This window comes from Massilia violaceinigra, assembly GCF_002752675.1.
In the GTDB taxonomy this organism is placed as follows: Bacteria; Pseudomonadota; Gammaproteobacteria; order Burkholderiales; family Burkholderiaceae_D; genus Telluria_A; species Telluria_A violaceinigra.
Genome location: NZ_CP024608.1, coordinates 4533710 through 4552843 on the forward strand (window position 1 = coordinate 4533710; position 19134 = coordinate 4552843).

Annotated in this window: 10 protein-coding genes; 9 read left to right on the forward strand and 1 reads right to left on the reverse strand. The window is 65.6% G+C overall.

The window, feature by feature from the left end:
* Positions 1 to 6 precede the first annotated feature (6 nt).
* Positions 7 to 3786 (reverse strand): GH36-type glycosyl hydrolase domain-containing protein, encoded by a 3780-nt coding sequence (locus tag CR152_RS20000; RefSeq protein ID WP_099877583.1) that lies wholly within the window; start codon positions 3784 to 3786, stop codon positions 7 to 9.
* A gap of 232 nt (positions 3787 to 4018) precedes the next feature.
* Here CR152_RS20000 and CR152_RS20005 point away from each other — a divergent pair, with 232 nt between their 5' ends.
* The 9 genes from CR152_RS20005 to CR152_RS20045 all read left to right on the forward strand — a co-directional run bounded on the left by CR152_RS20005 (position 4019) and on the right by CR152_RS20045 (position 19113).
* The gene (locus CR152_RS20005) at positions 4019 to 5059 is read left to right on the forward strand and encodes a LacI family DNA-binding transcriptional regulator (RefSeq protein ID WP_099877586.1); all 1041 of its coding nucleotides are present in this window, start codon (positions 4019 to 4021) and stop codon (positions 5057 to 5059) included.
* 18 nt (positions 5060 to 5077) lie between these two features.
* Complete coding sequence (locus tag CR152_RS20010; RefSeq protein ID WP_099877590.1) at positions 5078 to 7945, forward strand: TonB-dependent receptor; 2868 nt, start codon at positions 5078 to 5080, stop codon at positions 7943 to 7945.
* Between the two features lie 12 nt (positions 7946 to 7957).
* Positions 7958 to 9382: a glucoamylase family protein gene (locus CR152_RS20015; protein ID WP_099877593.1), complete on the forward strand. Its 1425-nt coding sequence runs from the start codon at positions 7958 to 7960 to the stop codon at positions 9380 to 9382.
* Positions 9379 to 10653, forward strand: coding sequence for a sugar ABC transporter substrate-binding protein (locus tag CR152_RS20020; RefSeq protein WP_099877596.1), 1275 nt, complete (start codon positions 9379 to 9381; stop codon positions 10651 to 10653). The genes CR152_RS20015 and CR152_RS20020 overlap by 4 nt, the downstream gene beginning before the upstream one ends.
* On the forward strand, positions 10650 to 11528 hold the full coding sequence (locus tag CR152_RS20025) for a carbohydrate ABC transporter permease (RefSeq protein ID WP_099877599.1): 879 nt from the start codon (positions 10650 to 10652) through the stop codon (positions 11526 to 11528). The genes CR152_RS20020 and CR152_RS20025 overlap by 4 nt, the downstream gene beginning before the upstream one ends.
* On the forward strand, positions 11525 to 12358 hold the full coding sequence (locus tag CR152_RS20030; protein ID WP_099877603.1) for a carbohydrate ABC transporter permease: 834 nt from the start codon (positions 11525 to 11527) through the stop codon (positions 12356 to 12358). The genes CR152_RS20025 and CR152_RS20030 overlap by 4 nt, the downstream gene beginning before the upstream one ends.
* Positions 12355 to 15435: a discoidin domain-containing protein gene (locus tag CR152_RS20035; RefSeq protein WP_208640160.1), complete on the forward strand. Its 3081-nt coding sequence runs from the start codon at positions 12355 to 12357 to the stop codon at positions 15433 to 15435. The genes CR152_RS20030 and CR152_RS20035 overlap by 4 nt, the downstream gene beginning before the upstream one ends.
* Entirely contained in the window at positions 15432 to 16832 is a 1401-nt protein-coding gene (locus tag CR152_RS20040) for a GH1 family beta-glucosidase (RefSeq protein WP_099877606.1), read from the forward strand. Before CR152_RS20035 ends, CR152_RS20040 begins: the two co-directional genes overlap by 4 nt.
* 580 nt (positions 16833 to 17412) lie before the next feature.
* Positions 17413 to 19113 (forward strand): ShlB/FhaC/HecB family hemolysin secretion/activation protein, encoded by a 1701-nt coding sequence (locus tag CR152_RS20045; protein WP_229413472.1) that lies wholly within the window; start codon positions 17413 to 17415, stop codon positions 19111 to 19113.
* Positions 19114 to 19134 lie beyond the last annotated feature (21 nt).

Here is a 19134-nt window from a genome sequence, read left to right on the forward strand (position 1 = left end):
GTGACCTCAGGCAGCGCGCAGCACGATGACCACGCGGTGCGCGGCGCCATCGGCCTTCATCGGGATCAACGCCGCGCCGCCTTCGATCGGCGCTTCCTGGCCGTCGAGCGAGGCGGCCACCACCAGCGCGCCGTCGCCGATGGCGTCGTTGATCACTTCAATGTGGTAGCTGGTGGCGCCGTCCGGCAGGCGGTAGCGGATGCTGAAACGCGGCCACGCTGCCGGCACCACCGGCTTGATGCGGATCGCCGCGCCGCCCACCAGCGTAAAACCGAGCACCGATTCGAGCGCGACCCGGTAAGCCCAGCCGGCCGAACCGGTGTACCAGGTCCAGCCGCCGCGGCCCACGTGCGGTTCGGCCCCGTAGATGTCGGCCGCAATCACGTACGGCTCGACCTGGTAGCGCGCCACCGCTTCCGGCGTGAGTGTATGGCTGATGGGGCTGAGCATTTCGAGCAGCTGCGCGGCGCGCTCGTTGCGGCCCGCTTCGGCCACCGCGCGCACCGCCCAGCAGGCCGCGTGCGTGTACTGGCCGCCGTTTTCGCGCACGCCCGCCACGTAACCCTTGATGTAGCCTGGGTCCTGCACGGTGTGGACAAACGGAGGCGTCAGCAGGCGGATCAGGCCATCGTGGTCCGACACCAGGCGCTCTTCCATCGCGTCGAGCGCCTTCTGCGCGCGCTCTTCCGGCGCTGCACCCGAGATCACGGCCCAGGCCTGGGCCAGCGCGTCGATCTGGCATTCGTCGCTCTGGCTTGACCCCATCAGCGCGCCGTTGTCGTAAAAGGCGCGCCGGTACCAGGCGCCATCCCAGCCGTCGGCATTGAGCGCGCCGGCCAGATGGTCGCGGTAGGCGCTGTAGGCGGCGATACGGGCGCTGTCGCCACGCTTTTCGCACGCCGGCAGAAAGTCGCTGATGATGCGGAACAGGAAAAAGCCCATCCACACGCTCTCGCCGCGGCCTTCGCGTCCGACCCGGCTCATGCCGTCGTTCCAGTCGCCGGTGCCCATCAGCGGCAAGCCGTGCGCGCCTTTTGTCAGCGAGCGGTCCAGCGCTCGGCAGCAATGCTCGTACACGTCGGCGCTCACGCCCGCTTGCTGCGGCTGCAGGAATACTTCGTCTTCGCCGTCTTCCAGTTGCGGCGCGCTCAGGAAGCCCTCGACTTCATCGAGCACGCTCCAGTCGCCGGTGGACTGGAGATAGAAGGCGGTAATGTAGGGTAGCCACAGAAGGTCGTCCGAAAAGCGCGTGCGCATGCCCTTCTCCAACGGGGCCGGGTGCCACCAGTGCAGCACGTCGCCTTCCACGAATTGATGCGCGGCGTGCAGGCAGATCTGCTTGCGCGTCATCTCGGGCAGGGTGTAGATCAGGGCACTGGCATCCTGCAGCTGGTCGCGGTAGCCGAACGCGCCGCCGGACTGGTAAAAGGCCGAGCGGCCCCAGATGCGGCAGCTCAGGTTCTGGTAGGCCAGCCAGCCGTTGACCATCAGGTCGATCGCCGGCACCGGGGTGGCGATTTCGATGGCACCGACCGTGTCGTGCCAGAACTGGCGCACCTCAAGCAGCGCCTGGTCGACCGCCGCGCCGCTGCGGTAACGCCGTACCAGCGCCTGCGCATCCTCGCTGGAGGTGGTTTCGCCCAGCAGCACGGCAAATTCGACCTGCTCGCCGGCGGCGATGGTCAGGCGCGCCTGGAACGCGGCGCACGGATCGAGACCGGGGCCGGTGCGCCCATCCAGGCGCGCCTCGCCCAGGGCTGCCGGACGGGCGGTCGTGCCCTGGGGGCCGATGAAGGCGGCGCGGTCGGCGCTGTGAAAGCTGGCGCTGGCCGGCGGCGCGACCAGGGCGGCGAAGGTCACGCCGTCCGCGAACGGGCCGGCCATGCGGTTGGTGGCCAGCAGCACGCCGGTGTCCCACGTGGTGCATATGTGGCGCGCGCTGTCCGCTGTGGCGCCCAGCACCAGCTGCTGGAACGAGAACAGCGACAGGGTGCGGCTGCGCGCATCGGTATTGCGCAAGCGGATGCGCACGATCTTGAGCGGGTCGTGGCGCGGCACGAACACCGTGCATTCCTGTTCGAAGCCGTAGCTGGCATGGCGGAAGGTGGTGTAGCCGAAGCCGTGCACCGCTTCGTAGCCGGCGGCGGCCGGCGCCGGGCCGGGCATGGGCGACCACCAGCTGCCGTCGTCCTCGTCGCGCAGGTACAGCGCTTCGCCGTGCGGGTCGCGTACCGGATCGTTGAACCAGGGGGTGAGCCGGTGTTCGCGGCTGTTGCGGCTCCAGGTGGTGCCGGCGCCGGTTTCGCTCACCAGCACGCCCACCTGCTCGTTGGCGATCACATTGGTCCAGGGCAGGGGCGGGCGTGACAGGCCCGTGGCGCCATCCCAGGCGAGCCGGATGACATATTCCCTGCCGTCGCTTGAGAAGCCGCCGTCGCCGTTGAAGAACTGCAGCGGCGCGGGTTCGGCGTCGTCCTGCGCGTGTTTGCGCTGCGGTGGACGGGGCGGCCGCAGGATGCTGGCGCGCGGCGCGAAGGCCGGCAGTTCGCCCTTGACCACCATGTGCGCCTGCGCGCTGATGCGTTCCAGGTCGGCGCTCAGCACCTGCATCGGGTCGAGCTGGGTGACCGGGCCTTGCAGGCCGGGCCAGTCGGCGGCGGCGCCGATCAGCACCAGATGCAGGGGCAGGGCCAGCGCTTCCCAGTAGCGCGCCGCGTCGAGCAAGGCTTGCGCATGCGGGTCGCGCGCACCGATCGCGTGCACCACGCACAGCACGCGTTCCTTGGGCAGGCCCAGGCCGTCGGGAACGGCATCGCTGGACACGCGCGCGTCGCCCGGGGCGCGCAGGGTGCTCTCGCCGTACAGGATTGCGGCGGCCAGCGCTTCGGCGTAGGCGGCTTGTTCGGTGTCCAGCGCCAGCGCGGTCAGGAGGGCGGCGCGGCGTTCGCCCGCCGTGCGCGCCGCCAGTTCCGGCGATGGTGCGCTCGCCAGCAAGGCCAGTGCGGCATCGCGGCTGCCCGCCGCGCCCAGGGTGAAGGCGATGACGGCATTCGCATCCGGCGTCAGCGTCACCTTGCGGCGCAGGCTGAACGAGGGATCGAGCACATTGCCGGCTGTGCCAGACAGCGGCTCGCTCGTCGCCAATGCGGCTGGCGCGGCCAGGCTGCGGCCACGCCCGATGAAGCGTTTGCGGTCGGTCTCGATGCCGGCTTCCTCGCCGCCGCTGGCCGCATGCACCAGCCAGATACATTCCTCGCCGGCGCCGCGCGGACGGCGCCGCGCCAGCACAGCGCCGGATGCCGGAACCGATTCGGTCTGCACGAACAGCTTGGAAAAAGCAGGGTGCGCGGCTTCCGCCTCGCGCTTGTTCAGCACCACTTCCAGATAGCTGGTGACCTCGATGCGGCGTGCCCGCGTACCGGTGTTACGCAAGGTCAGGGTGCGCAGCTCGACGTCGCTCTCCGGCGCGACGACGATGTCGAGCCGCGCTTCGATGCCGAGGTGGCGGCAGGTCAGCCACGCACCGCCATCGTCGCTGCCGAAGCCATAGCGGGCGCCGGCGGCGGTGCAGGGCTGGGCGCCGACCGACCAGAACTCGCCGCTGTCGAGGTCACGCAGGTAGATAAAGTAGCCGTCGCCATCTTCCACCGGGTCGCCCTGCCAGCGCGTCAGCGCATGCTCGCCGAGGTCCGTCGCGCCGGTGCCGGCTGCCGTGACGAGCACCCGCAAATGACCGTTGGAGAGAAAGCGGGCGCCGGCGGCTGGGCTGAATGGAATCGGAGTCATGGGCAGGGAAAGGTGGTTTTCATTGGGCAAGACGCAATGTAAGCGGTTACATCGTGATAAATTTTACATGACATCGATGTTGAAACTGTGAAATTTCGACCATTAGCCCTACTTTTTTCAATGAAAAATTTACAGAAAAACCACGATGTGCTGAGCCCGATTGGGGTACATTAGTAAAAATGTAATCGGTTACCGGACTTCTATGCAAGAGGAATGACAAGGTGGCGTTTTTATGGCGGTAACGATCAAGGATGTGGCGCGGGCGGCGAATGTGTCGGTCGCATCGGTGTCGCGCGCGTTGAACGGCAGCGGCACCGTCACCGAGGAGACGCGCAAGCTCGTGCTGGCTGCCGCGCGCAGTTTGCGCTACATCCCGCACAGTGGCGCGCGCAGCCTGTCGACCAGCCGCACCCAGACCATCGGCGTGGTGCTGCCGGACCTGCATGGCGAGTTCTTTTCGGAGCTCATTCGCGGCATCGATATGGCGGCGCACCGCCGCGGCCTGCACCTGCTGGTATCGAGTTCGCACGGCGACGCCGGCGAGGCGGCACTGGCCATGCGCGCCATGAGCGGCCGGGTCGATGGCCTGATCGTCATGTCGCCCCATGTGGACGCCGGTTTTTTGGCCGACAACCTGGCCGACAGCCTGCCCATCGTGCTGCTCAACACACGCGCCACCGGCCACGATTGTTCGGCCCTGGCGGTCGACAACCATGGCGGCGCGGCCGACATGGTGCAGCACCTGGTGGAGATGGGGCACCGCAGCATCGTCATGATCGCCGGGCCGGCAGACAACTTCGAGTCGCAGGAGCGCCTGCGCGGCTTTCGCGAGACCATGGCGCGCCTGCTGCCTGGCGTGCCGGCGTTCGAGCCGGACGTGCTGCGCGGCGACTTCGGCGAGGAATCGGGCTACCGCGCGGGTCAGCAGCTGCGCGCCCTGAAACGCCTGCCGGACGCGGTATTCGCCGCCAACGACATGATGGCGATCGGCTGCCTGTTCGCGCTGGGCGAGGGCGGCCTGGTGGTGCCGCGCGATATCGCGCTGGTCGGCTTCGACGATGTGCCGACGGCGCGTTTTGTCGCGCCGCCGCTGACCACCGTGCGGGTACGGATCACCGAAATGGGCAGCCGCGCGCTCGAATGCCTGGCCTTTGAAATCGAAAACCCGCAGGGAACGAAGAAAACCGTGCAGGTGGTGCAGACGGAATTGGTGGTGCGGCGCTCGTGCGGCGCGCATGCGCAGGGCGGCGCGGATAACAACATTAAAGAATAAATACAACTGGAGAAACGCATGAAGATGAAAGCAGGCGTGCGCGAACTGCGCCGGGCATTGGTGGGATTGTCGACGGTGGCCATGCTGGCCGCCGCGCCGGCGCAGGCGCAGTTAAGCAGCGCCACCATCAAGGGACAAATCACGCAGAGCGGCGCGCCCGCGGCGCCGGCCACGCTGGTCGTCGCCAGTAACACGGCCACCGGCTACAACTACCGCACCACCACCGCCGCCGACGGCAGCTATGTGCTCACCGGCCTGCCGCCGGGCGAGTATGCAATCAAGGTCGGCGGCCAGACCACGGAAAAGCTCACGCTGGCGATCGGCCAGACCGCCTCGCTCGACCTGTCGGTGGGCGCGGCCGATCCGGCGAATATGGCGCAGGTGGTCATTTTGGGCTCGGCCGCGCGGCGTGACGTCAAGACCTCGGAAGTGGGCACCAGCGTGTCGCGCGCGCAGATCGAAAGCCTGCCGCAGGTGTCGCGCAACTTCCTCGCCTTTGCCGACCTGGCGCCGGGCGTGCGCTTCGACGTCGAGGCCAAGACCGGCTACGGCTCCCTGCAGGGCGGTTCGCAGAACCAGGATAACGTGAACGTTTTCATCGACGGCGTCGGGCAGAAAAACTACATTCTGCGCGGCGGCATGTCCGGGCTCAACTCGTCGCGCGGCAATCCGTTCCCGCAGTCGGCGGTGGCAGAGTACAAGGTGGTTTCGCAAAACTACAAGGCCGAATTCGATCAGGTCAGCTCCACCGCGATCACGGCGATCACCAAGTCGGGCACCAACCAGCTGCATGGCGATGTGTTTTTTGACCGCACCGGCGCCAACCTGACCGCCTACGATCCATTCCAGAAGAAGAGGAAGGAAGAGGGCGTGGACCGCCCGCGCTACTCACAGAAGCAGTACGGCGCAACGCTCGGCGGGCCGATCAAGGAAGACGTGATGCACTATTTCGTCGCGTACGAAGGCAAACGGATCGACACGCCGCGCCAGGTCGTCGCGCAGCGCCAGGACTTGCTGCCGAACGCCGGCATCGTGCCGTCCCTGCTGGCGCAGGCCGGGTCCGCCACCTCGAAGTTCAAGGAAGACCTGGTGCTCGGCAAGCTCACCACGCGCATCGGCGAAGACCACCTGGTCGAACTGTCGACCCGCATCCGGCGCGAGAACGACCTGGTGCCTGAAGACTTCAAGCTGTCGGTGCCGGGCAACGAGAAGGACCGCAAGAACGATGAAACGCGCTTTGACCTGAAACACGAATTCACGCGCGGCGACTTCCTCAACGAAGCGCGCATCGGCTACGAAAAATTCCACTGGAATCCGAGCGCCGCGCAATCGGCTCCCTACGTCAAATACGTGGTCTCGCCGAGTAACGAGACCAAGAACGTGGTCGATGTGCTGTTTACCGGCGGCTCGCCAGACTCCCAGGACCGCATGCAGAAAGGGCTCTCGTTCAGCGACAGCCTGACCTGGACGGGGTTGGCCGGCCACACGATCAAGGGCGGGGCCAAGATCAAGAAGGTCGACTTCGACCTGTATGGCACTTCGCGCAGCATCGATATCCGGCGCGAGATGATCGACAACGTGACCGGCATCCCGCGCGTGTTCGAAATCTCGCCCGCCCTGGCGCCGACCGGTGTGAGCTACGTCGACCGCCAGTACGGCATCTATCTGCAGGACGACTGGAAAGTGACCAAGCAGCTCGAACTCAATCTCGGCCTGCGCTGGGATTACGAGACGAATATGCTCAACGACAGCTACGTCACGCCCGCCGACCGTGCGGGCCTGTTCGGCAAGCAGGACCCGCGCGCGGGCGCGCCTGCGGGCCAGACCTATGCGCAGTCGCTGGCCAAGGGGGGGGTGACGATCGGCGACTACATCAGCACCGGCTCGAACCGCAAGTCGTTCAAGGATGCGTGGCAGCCGCGCGTGGGCATGTCGTACGACGTTTTCGGCAATAGCAATACCGTCTTCTTCGCCGGCGCCGGGCGCGCCTACGACCGCACCATCGCCAACGCGGCGCTGGACGAACTGCAAAAGAACTCGCAGCCGGGCGGCGAAATCTGGCTGATCCGCAGCGAACACGAACTGCCGTACACCGACCAGTTCAGCCTCGGCGTGCGCCAGGCGCTGGGCGCGTGGAATACCGAAGCCGGTGCGACGGTGTCGCGCAGCCGCAACCAGTTCAACTGGTTCGGCGGAAACCGCGACGTCAACGGCGGCTGGGGCAATGCCAGTCCGACCGATCCGATGTTCAGCTCCGTGCCCGGTTACGGCACCCTGATCCTGGGCGACTTCATTTCGCAGGCTAAAACCTCGTCGGCCTACCTGAAAGGCGACAAGCCGTTTTCGACCACCTCCGGCTGGGGCCTGGCCGCCACCTACACCTACTCCAAGGGCGAGACCACCAACAAGGAGTGGACCAACGATCTTTTCAACTGGACCTACGGGCGCTACGCCCATTCGTGGAATCCGTCGACCAACGTCGAGCGCCACCGCCTGGTGATGGCGGGGATGAGCGACCGCCTGCTCCCGTTCGGGATCATGCTGTCGTCCAAAGTCACCCTTGGCAGCGGCCTGCCGTACCGGATTACCGACTGCTCCAAAGGCTTCAGTGCCTGCGTGTCGCGCAAGGGCGATGGCGGCTCGTTCCGCGAAGTGGACCTTGCCATGGCCAAGGATATCGGGGTCGGTTTCGGCAAGGTCTCGCTGCGGCTCGATGTCCTGAACGTGTTCAACACGATTAACTACGCCGGCTACGACGCCTGGGGCGGTGGACCGGCCACCAACAATCCGAACTATCTTGGCGGCGACAACGTCAAGCTGGGAACGCCGGGCGAGGTTGGCGGCCCGATGCGCACGGTCAAACTGAGCGCGCGCTACGCATTTTAATAAGGGAAGTTGATGAGAAAACGCTTGATGCCGATGGCGGCGCTGGTTGGCGCCATCGCGACGATGCCGCTGGCGCCGGCCGAAGCGGCGCCGGCCAGCACCGGCCCGGCGGCGGCGCTGCTGGACGACCTGTCCGAACGCACCTTCCGCTTTTTTTGGGAGACCGCCAATCCGGCCAATGGTCTGGTGCCCGACCGCTATCCGTCGCCGTCATTCTCCAGCATCGCGGCGGTCGGTTTCGGCCTGACGGCGTACCCGATCGGCATCGAACGTGGCTACATCACGCGGGCGCAGGCGCGCGAACGCGTGCTGACCACCCTGCGTTTTTTCCGCAATGCGCCGCAAGGCAAGCAGGCGCAGGGCATGAGCGGCTACAAGGGCTTTTTCTATCACTTCCTGGACATGAAAACCGGCGCGCGCAGCTCCAAGTCGGAGCTCTCGACGGTCGACACAGCCTTGCTTATTGCCGGCGTGCTGCACGTGCAGTCGTATTTTGATGGCGCCGACAAGGAGGAGACGGAAATCCGCCGCCTGGCCGACGAACTGTATCGGCGCGTCGACTGGCAGTGGGCCCAGGCGCGCCCGCCTTCCATTGTCCTCGGCTGGCATCCGGAAACCGGCATGCTGCCTTACGACTGGCGCGGCTACAACGAGGCGATGCTGGTGTACGTGCTGGCGCTGGCGTCGCCAACCTATCCGGTCGATCCGAAGGCGTGGGACGAGTGGACCAGCACCTACGACAAGACCTGGGGCACCTCGTGGGGCCAGGAGCACCTGGGGTTCGCCTCGCACTTCGGACACCAGTATTCGCACGTGTGGATCGATTTCCGCGGCATCCAGGATGCCTACATGCGCAAGCGCGGTATCGATTACTTTGAAAACAGCCGGCGCGCCACCTATGCGCAGCAGGCTTACGCGGTCGCCAATCCGCTCGGCTGCAAGGGGTACGGCGCCAAACTGTGGGGCGTAACGGCCAGCGACGGCCCGGCCGATGCCACCATCACCACCGACGGCAAGCGGCGTAAATTCCGCAGCTATGCGGGGCGTGGCATGGGCAAGGAGCATGCCGACGATTGCACCATCGCCCCGACCGGCGCGGCGGCATCGATCGCGTTCGCGCCGGAGATCGCCATTCCGGCGATTACCGACATGCACGCGCGTTACGGTAAGCAGATCTACGGTAAATACGGCTTCCTCGACGCCTTCAATCCGAGCTTCGACTTCGGCATCAAGCTGGCCAACGGACGGCGCGTGCCGGGCTTCGGCTGGATCGACACCGACTACCTGGGCATCGACCAGGGGCCGATCCTGGCCATGATCGCCAACCACCGCGACGAATCGGTCTGGCGCGTCATGCGCGGCAATCCGGTGATCCGCACCGGCTTGCGCCGCGCGGGCTTCACCGGCGGGTGGCTGGAGAGCGAGGCCAAGCCATGAATTTGCGGCGGCGCCACTGGGTTGCCGGTTCGGCGCTGGCGCTGCTGCTGGCCGGCTGCGAGCGGCGCAGCGGCGGCCCGGTGGAGCTGCGCCTGTGGGCCATGGGGCGCGAGGGCGAGGTGGTCAAGGACCTGCTGGCCGACTTCGAGCGCGCCAACCCCGGCATCCGCATCAAGGTGCAGCAGCTGCCCTGGCTGTCGGCGCAGGAAAAGCTGCTCACTGCCTTCGCGGGCGACGTCACGCCCGACCTGTGCCAGTTGGGGAACACGTGGATACCGCAGTTCGCGGCACTGGGCGCGATCGAGCCGCTGGGCGACCGGATCGACCGGCCCGACGGCGTGGCCAGCGCCGACTATTTTCCCGGCATCTGGGCTTCCAATCAGATCGACGCCCAGTTATTCGGCGTGCCCTGGTATGTGGACACGCGCCTGATCTACTACCGCAAGGACTTGCTGGCTGATGCCGGCTTCGCCAAGGCGCCCGTCAGCTGGGCCGAATGGACCGAAGCGATGCGGGCGGTGAAGCAGCGCAGCCCGCAAAACTACGGTGTGCTGCTGCCGCTCAATGAATACGAGCAGCTGCTTTCACTGGCGCTGCAGCAGGAGGCGCCGCTGCTGCGCGAAGGAGGGCGCTTCGGCGACTTTCGCCATGCCGATTTTCGCGCAACGCTGCAGTTCTACCTCGACCTGTTCATGAATGGCCTGGCGCCGCGCCTGTCGGCCACGGCGATTTCGAACGTATGGGACGAATTCGCAAAGGGCTTCTTCTCGTTCTATATCTCAGGACCGTGGAATATCGGCGAGTTCAAACGCCGCCTGCCGCCTGAGAAGCAGCACACATGGATGACGGCGCCGTTGCCGGGACCGCGCGGCGCCGGTGCGTCGGTGGCTGGGGGCGCCAGCCTGGTGGTGTTCAAGGCGTCGCAGCACAAGGAAGAGGCGTGGAAGGTGGTCGAATACCTGTCGCAGCCCGCCGTGCAGCGCCGTTTTTACCAGATGACCGGCAACCTGCCGCCGCGCCGCAGTGCGTGGAATGATCCGGCATTGCAGGACGACCCGTATTCGGCCGCGTTCCGCGAGCAGCTCGAACGCGCCAAGTCGCCGCCCAAGGTGCCGGAATGGGAGCGCATCGGCACCGAAATGCGCATCGTGACCGAAGCGCTGGTGGCAGGGCGCATGACGATCGAGCAGGCCGTGACGGAACTCGACGCCCGCACCGACCGCATACTGGAAAAACGCCGCTGGATGCTCGATCAGCGGGGTAGGGCATGAAGACCGGCCGCGCTGCGTGGTGGATGGTGGGGCCGCCGCTGCTGGTGATCGGCGTGTTTTTCTTCGTTCCGGTGCTGGCCGCGCTGGCGATGAGCATGACCGACTTCGACCTGTACGCGCTGGCGGACCTCAAGAACCTGCGCTTCATCGGCCTGGCCAACTATGCGGAGCTGCTGCAAACGCCGCTGTTCTGGAAAGCGCTGGGTAACACGCTGTTCTTCGTGGTGGTCGGCGTGCCGCTCTCGATCGCCGCCTCGCTCGGCGCGGCGCTGCTGCTCAATTCGCAGCTGGCGTGGTTCAAGCCACTGTTTCGCACCGCGTTCTTCGCGCCGGTGGTGACGTCGATGGTCGCCGTCGCCGTCATCTGGCGCTACCTGTACCACTCGCGCTATGGCTTCATCAATTACGGGCTCGATCTGGTGGGGCTGGCCCCGGTCGACTGGCTGGGCGATCCGCGCTTCGCGATGCCCTCGATTATCCTGTTCGCGGTCTGGAAGAACTTCGGCTACAACATGATCATCTTCCTGGCCGGCCTGCAAAGCATACCGGGCGACCTGTACGAGGCGGCCGAACTCGATGGCGCGCGCAGCGTTGCCATGCTGCGCCATATCACCTTGCCGGCGCTGGCGCCGACCATGTTCATGGTCAGCATCCTGACCATGGCCGGCTACTTCCAGCTGTTTGCGGAACCGTACATGATGACCGAAGGCGGGCCGCTGCAAAGCACAGTCAGCGTGTTGTACTTCATGTACGAGCAGGGCTTCAAGTGGTGGAACCTGGGCAGTGCCACGGCGGTTGCCTTCATCCTGTTCCTGCTGATGTTCGGCGTGACCATGCTGCAGATGCGCGTGGCCGGGCGCGGGCTGGAAGAATGAGCGCGCGCACCGGTACCGCGCCTCGGCGCGTGTTCGTGAACGCCATGCTGGTACTGTGCGCACTGGTGGCCATGTTCCCGCTGCTGTGGATGACGTCCGTGTCGTTCATGGCGCCCGGCGAGGCGAGCCACTTTCCGCCGCCGCTCTTGCCGCGCCAGGCGACGCTGGCCAACTACATGGAGCTGTTTTCTCAGGCCGGCATCGGGCGCTATTTCCTCAACAGCCTGATGCTGGCACTGGCCGCGACCATGCTGTCGCTGGCGTTCAACGTGGGCGCGGGCTATGCGTTCGCCAAGCTGCGCTTCGCGGGGCGCGAGCGCATCTTCAAGCTGCTGCTGGGGGCACTGGTGATTCCGGGGCAGGTGGCGATGCTGCCGCTGTTTTTGATCATGAAGCAGATGGGGCTCGTGAATACCTACATCGGGGTGCTGGTGCCGGCGGCGGCCAGCATCTTCGGCATCTTTTTGGTGCGCCAGTACGCGCTGACCATTCCAGATGCGCTGCTGGAGGCGGCGCGGCTCGATGGCGCCAGCGAATTTCGCATCTTCCGCTCGATCGTGCTGCCGCTGCTGGCGCCGATTCTGGTGACGCTGGCGATCTTCAGTTTCCTGGGCAGCTGGAACGACTTCATGTGGCCGCTGATCGTCCTCACCGACAAGGACCTCTACACGCTGCCGGTGGCGCTGGCGTCCCTCTCGCGCGAGCATGTGCAGGATAACGAGATGATGATGGCCGGGTCGGTGCTCACCATCCTGCCGGTGCTGCTGCTGTTCTTGGTGTTGCAGCGTTATTACATTCAAGGCCTGCTGGTTGGGAGCGTAAAGGGATGAAACTCTGGCCGCTGCTGGTGTGCACGATGATGAACGCCCACGCGCAGGAGCGCATCCTGGACGACTTCGAGCAGCCGCTCGCGTGGAAGACCGTAGTGTCGGACGGCGTCAGCGCGGCGACATCGACCGCGCCCGGTGTGCAGGGGCAGGGCATGCGTTTCGATTTCGACTTCGGCAGCGCCGCCGGCTACGCCGCCGCGCGGCGCGCGCTGCCGCTGGACTTCGACGGCGACTACGCGATCTCGTTTTGGATACGCGCCGATGCGCCGGTCAACAACTTCGAGCTGAAACTGGTCGACGCCAGCGGCGACAACGTGTGGTGGGCCAACCGGCCGAACTTTGCCATGTCGCGCGAATGGCAGAAGGTCACCTTCAAAAAACGCCATATCGATTTCGCCTGGGGTCCCATCAAGGACCACACGCTGCGCCGCGCGGAACAGATGGAACTGGTGGTCAGCGCCGGACGCGATGGCGGGCGCGGATCGGTCTACATCGACGACCTGCGCATGCGCGCCATCGCTCCCGCTGGTCCGCCGCCGGAACCCGTCATCACCACCACGCCAGATGCGGTGACGGTGGACTATGGCGTGCCGCGCGAATTCGGCGCCATGGTGCTGCACTGGGCAGACGGGCTGCACGCCGCACGCTACGACGTGGCGTTCTCAAACGACGGTGACACATGGCGGACAGTGCGCAAGGTGGTCGATGGCACGGGCGGCGCCGACCCGCTGCTGCTGGGCGAGTCGGAGACACGGTACGTGCGCGTGACGATGCACGAAGCGGCGGCGCACCGGCATCGGCTGGAGCGGATCGAACTGAAGGACCTGGCGTACGGCGCGTCAGCCAACAGCTTCTTCCAGGCGCTGGCGAAGGATGCACCGCGCGGCCATTACCCGCGCGGTATGTCGGGGCAACAGAATTACTGGACCGTGCTCGGTGTCGATGGTGGCCGTGAAACAGGGCTGATCTCGGAAGATGGCGCCATTGAAGCGGCGCGCGCCGGATTCACGATCGAGCCTTTTGTGGTCGACGATGGAAAGCTTGCCACCTGGGCCGATGTAACGGTGTCGCAGTCCCTGCAGGATGGCTTTCTGCCGATACCGTCGGTCACCTGGACGGCGCCACGCTGGCAGCTGCGCACGACCGCTTTTGCGCTAGGAACGCCTGCCAGTTCGCAGCTCATTGCACGCTACGACCTGGCCAATACGTCGCCGGCGGCGATCTCGATGCGGCTGGTACTTGCGCTGCGCCCGTTCCAGGTCAATCCGCCGATGCAGTTTTTGAATACGCCGCCCGGGGTGAGCCCGATCGGCACGCTCGCGTGGCATGGCGACAGCTTTGCCGTCGATGGCGCCACCCGCGTGTGGAGCCTTTCCGCGCCCGCACTGGCCGGCGTGTCCTCGTTCGACAATGCCGCGATTCCGGCTCGCCTGGCCGGCGATGGCTGGAGCGCGGTGCGGCAGGTAAACGACCAGGCCGGCTTCGCCTCCGGAGCGCTGGCCTATGACGTAACGCTGGCGCCGGGAGCGAAGGCGGTGTTTGGCCTTGCGTTGCCGCTCAATGGCCAGCCGGGCGCGCCCCGACTGGCCGGCGTCATGCCGGAGCAGTGGCTGGCGGCGATGCAGGAGGAAGTCGCCGGCCAGTGGCGCGCGCGCCTTAATCGCGTTTCGATCAGCGTTCCGCCCCCGGCGCAGCCGCTGGTGGACACCTTGCGCTCGTCGCTGGCGCACATGCTGATGACACGCGACGGCGCGGCACTGATGCCGGGCACGCGTTCGTATGCGCGTTCCTGGATCCGCGACGGCGCCATGATGTCGGAAGCGCTGCTGCGGCTCGGGAACGACAGCGTCGCGCGCGACTACGCGAACTGGTTCGCCCCGTACCAGTTCGCGAACGGGAAAATTCCCTGCTGCGTTGACCGGCGAGGGTCCGATCCGGTGCCCGAGAACGACAGCCAGGGCGAGTTCATTTTTCTGGTGGCGCAGTTGTGGCGCTACACGCATGACCGCACCCTGGTGGAACGGCTCTGGCCGCGCGTGAAGGCTGCGGCGGCCTACATGGAACAGCAGCGCCAGTCGGAACGCGGCGCGGCCAATCTGGCGCCGGCACGCCGCATGCTGTATGGTTTGCTGCCGGCGTCGATCAGCCACGAAGGGTATTCGGCCAAGCCGATGCATTCGAACTGGGATAATTTCTGGGGCTTGCGCGGCTATCGCGATGCATCCATGCTGGCGGCGGTGCTGGGCAAACCCGCCGACGCCGCGGCCTTGCGCGCACAGGGCGACCAGTTCGAGCGCGATCTGCTGGCGTCCCTGCGCCTGACCGCCAGCACGCACGGCATCGGCTACCTTGCCGGCGCGGCGGAACTGGGCGACTTCGATCCCACGTCGACCACCATCGCGCTCTCGCCGGGCGGGTTGCAACAGCGCCTGCCGCAAGACCTGATGCACGGGACCTTTGAGCGCTACTGGCTTGAGGCGGTGGCACGGCGCGACGGGTCGCGCGAGTGGAAGGACTACACGCCGTACGAGCTGCGCAACGTGGCCGCCTTTGTGCGCCTGGGATGGCGCGATCGCGCGCACGAACTGCTCGACTTTTTCATGCGCGACCGCCGCCCGGCCGCGTGGAACCAGTGGGCCGAAGTGGTCGGGCGCGACGCGCGCGAGCCGCGCTTTGTGGGCGACATGCCGCATGGCTGGATTTCGTCGGACTTCATCCGTTCCGCGCTCGACCTGTTTGCCTATGAACGCGAATCTGACCAGTCGCTGATCGTCGCTGACGGTATCCCGGCGGCGTGGCTCGATGGCGCCGGCGTGCACGTGCGCGGACTGCGCACCGCCTACGGCCCGCTCGACTACACCATGAAGGCGCAAGCGGGCGGCGTCACCATGACGATGGCAGGTAGCATGCAGGTGCCGCCCGGCGGCGTGATTCTGCGTGCGCCGGATGCGCGCTGGCGTGCGGCGCACACCACCATCAACGGCAAGGCCGCGCGCTGGCGCGGGGGCGAACTGCGCGTTGCCGCGCTACCGGCCACCATTTTCATCGCAGTCAAGACCACCAAGGGAAAACCATGACGAACGCAATTCAATTTCCCAAGCACTTCCTGTGGGGCGCATCGACGTCGGCCTACCAGATCGAAGGTTCGCCGCTGGCCGATGGCGCGGGGCCGAGCATCTGGCAGCGCTTTGCGCATTCGCCGGGCAATATCCGCGATGGCGACACGGGCGACGTGGCCTGCGACCATTACCGCCGCTCCGCGCAGGATGTGGCGCTGATGCGCGAGATCGGCCTGCAGGCTTACCGCTTCAGCGTCTCGTGGAGCCGCGTCATGCCGTCCGGGCGCGGCGCGGTTAACCCCATCGGGATCGGTTTCTACGACGAACTGGTGGACCGCTTGCTGGGGCAGGGCATCAAGCCGATGGTCACGCTGTTCCATTGGGACCTGCCGGAAGCGCTGGATAACCAGGGTGGCTGGCTCAATCGCGACATCGCCGACTGGTTCGCGGACTATGCGCGCGTGATGTTCGACCGGCTCGACGACCGCGTGACGTCGTGGGCCACGCTGAACGAACCCTGGGTGGTGTCCGACGGCGGCTACCTGAACGGCACCCTGGCGCCGGGGCACCACAACCGCTTTGAGGCGCCCATCGCGGCGCACAACCTGATGCGCGCGCATGGTGCTGCGGTCAAGGTCTACCGCGAGGTGGGCAAGCACGAGATCGGGCTGGTGGTCAATCTCGAACCCAAGTACCCGGCCAGCGACAGCGCGGCCGACCAGGAAGCGGCCGCGCGCGGCCACGCCTACATGAACGGGCAATTCCTCGATCCGGTGTTCTTCGGGCGTTATCCCGAGAAGATGAAGGACGTGTACGGCGACGCCTGGCCCGAGTGGCCGGCCGAAGATTTCGATTTGATCCGCCAGCGGCTCGACTTCATCGGCGTCAATTACTACACGCGCAGCGTCACGCGCGACGACGCGACAGCGTATCCGCTCAGGGCGGTGGCGGTGCGCCAGCCGCAGGCCACCTATACGGAAACCGGCTGGGAGGTGTACGCCAAGGGCCTGAGCGACACGCTCGAATGGGTCGCTGCGCGTTACGGCAATCCGCCGCTGTACGTCACCGAGAACGGCGCCGCGTTCTTCGATCCGCCGGTGGCCGAAGGAGGGCGGGTGCACGACCCGCTGCGCGTCGACTATTATCAGAAGCATCTGCGTGCGATTCACGAGGTGATTCAGAAGGGCGTGGACGTGCGTGGCTACTGCGCCTGGTCGCTGCTCGACAATCTGGAATGGGCGCACGGCTTCTCCAAGCGCTTCGGCATCGTGCATGTGAACTTTGCGACCCAGGAGCGCACGCTCAAGGACAGCGCCTATTTCTATCGCGAGGTGATCGCCACCAACGGCGCCGTGCTCGATGGCGTGCCGGCGCGGCCGTCCGCATGGAACGGGGCGGCCATGTGGACCGAGTGACCGGCTGCGCCGGCAAACCTTGTTGCCAAACCGGCCGGTGACGATTAGGCGGCAGGGGTCCATTTGGCAAATCCCACGTTATTTACTTCGCTGAAGCACAACCTTGGCAAAGGCCGAGGTGTACTCCCATGGGTGGTCCATGGCCGGGATTGCACTGGTTTGCCTCTCGCCCGCCGCCTGGAAAGATGAGTTTCTCGGCGAAGTCGCCACAATCACTGGCAGTTACAAAATTGTGTTGTATTTATGCTGTAAAAAAAGAAAGGCGGAAGTAAGAAAAGAAGTGCCCATTTGCAATCATAATTACCTATGCAGGTAGCATTTTTGCACCATATGGTGCTCTCGTGCATGGAGGGTAAATTTTGACTAATATCAAAAATCGGCGTGATATTGTCATTAAACAATTTCTTGAATGCACGTACATCTGCTAAACTGCTCGACTCGTTAAGATTTGTGCAATATATCAGGCCACGTAGATGGGCTGTTGCCGCCCGCCATGCTTCTCACTCAAAACAAAAAATCGCCTTGCTTCTCTCCTCGCCGCAGCAGCTTGGGTTCCCTCGTGCGCACCGCACTGTTGCTCATGACCACATCGGCCGCGTCGGCGCAACAGGTTCCGGTGCAGGGCGCTGTCGCGCTCAATCCGCTCGACGTTGCGCAGGAAGGCATCCGGCGCCAGGAGGAACGCACCCGCGAACAGCAGCAGCAATTGCAGACCAAGGCCGACCTGTTGCAACCGGCGCAAGCGGCCAGCGACATGAGCAGGTTGCCAGTCGAGAAACCCTGTTTCGTCATCAGAACCATTACTGTCGGTAACAAGCAGGAGCTCGGCTCGATGGCGTCAACCGTGGCGCCTTTCGTCGGTCAGTGCGTTGGCGTGCAAGGCGTGCGCCAGATCGCCGCCGTGCTCGACGCCAGGCTGATCGCGCTGGGTTACGTCACCACACGGGTCAGCCTGCCGCAGCAAAACCTGAGCGAAGGCAATCTGGTGTTCGCGCTGCACATCGGCCGTGTCGCCGGCGTCAAGATGGTCAAGGCCGGCGTGCCGGGCGACGTGGCGGACAATGACTGGGGCACATGGAAAAACGCGTTCCCCCTGTCCGCCGGCGACATGCTCAACATCCGCGACCTGGAGCAGGGCGTCGAGCAGATGAAGCGCTTGCCGAGCCAGACTGTCACTACCCGCATCGAGCCGGGCATGGATGCCGACACCAGCGTCGTGCTGGTCGAGCGCACTGCCGCTACCTTGCTGGAGCGCACGCGCGCCTCCGTGACGTTGGACAACTCCGGCTCGGAAGCCTTGGGCCGTGCGCAGTTGTCGGGTTCGCTGTCGCTCGATAACGCCGCCGGCCTGAACGATATCCTCAGCCTGAGCAGCAACATCAATGCCCAGCAGCCCAAGCGTGACCATCGCAGCTACAGCCTGTCGGCCAACTACAGCATTCCCTGGGACTACCATACCTTCAGCGCGTCGCACAGCAGCAGCCGTTTCGCCCAGTTCGTGCAAGGAACGACAGCGCGTTTTCTGTCCAGTGGCAGCAGCAAGACGGCCGAGGCCAGGTGGAACTATCTGGCGTGGCGCACGGCGTCGGCCAAGGCCGGCGTGTATGCCGCGATCTCGACCCGGCGCGCGCAGAGTTTTCTCGATGACGTCGAACTGGTCGTGCAGCGCCGCCGCACCACCAGCGCCCAAGGCGGTGTGACCCTGAAGCAGTACCTCGGCCAGGGCATGCTCGACCTCGACCTGGGGTATCGCAGTGGCGTCGGCCTGGGCAGTGCGGAAGACGATTATCCGAGCGCGGCCGAGGGCGGCCTGACCCTGCGCCCGCGCATCTTCAGCTTTAACGCATCGTACAGCCAGCCATTCAAACTGGCCGAACGTACGCTGCATTACAGCGCCAGCCTGCGCCTCCAGAAAACCAGCGACATGACCCTGTCGGCCGACCAGATCAGCATTGGCGGGCGCTACAGCGTGCGCGGCTTCGACGGCGACAGCGTGCTGCTGGCCGAAAGCGGCGCGATCCTGCGTAACGACCTGTCGACCGGCTTGCCATCGATCGCCGGGATCGACAGCAGCGTCTTTATTGCACTCGACGTCGGCAAGGTGTCGGGACCAAGCGCCGCTGGCCTGGTCGGCCACACCCTGGCCGGCCTGGCCGCCGGCGTGCGCGGCAGGTGGAAAGCGCTGGTGTTCGATGTCAGCCTGGCCACCCCGGTCAGCAAGCCGGAGCGCTTCAAAACGCGCTCGCTCACCCCTTATGTATCGATCACGTATTCGCGCTGATCGACGCAGTTCCAATCAGTT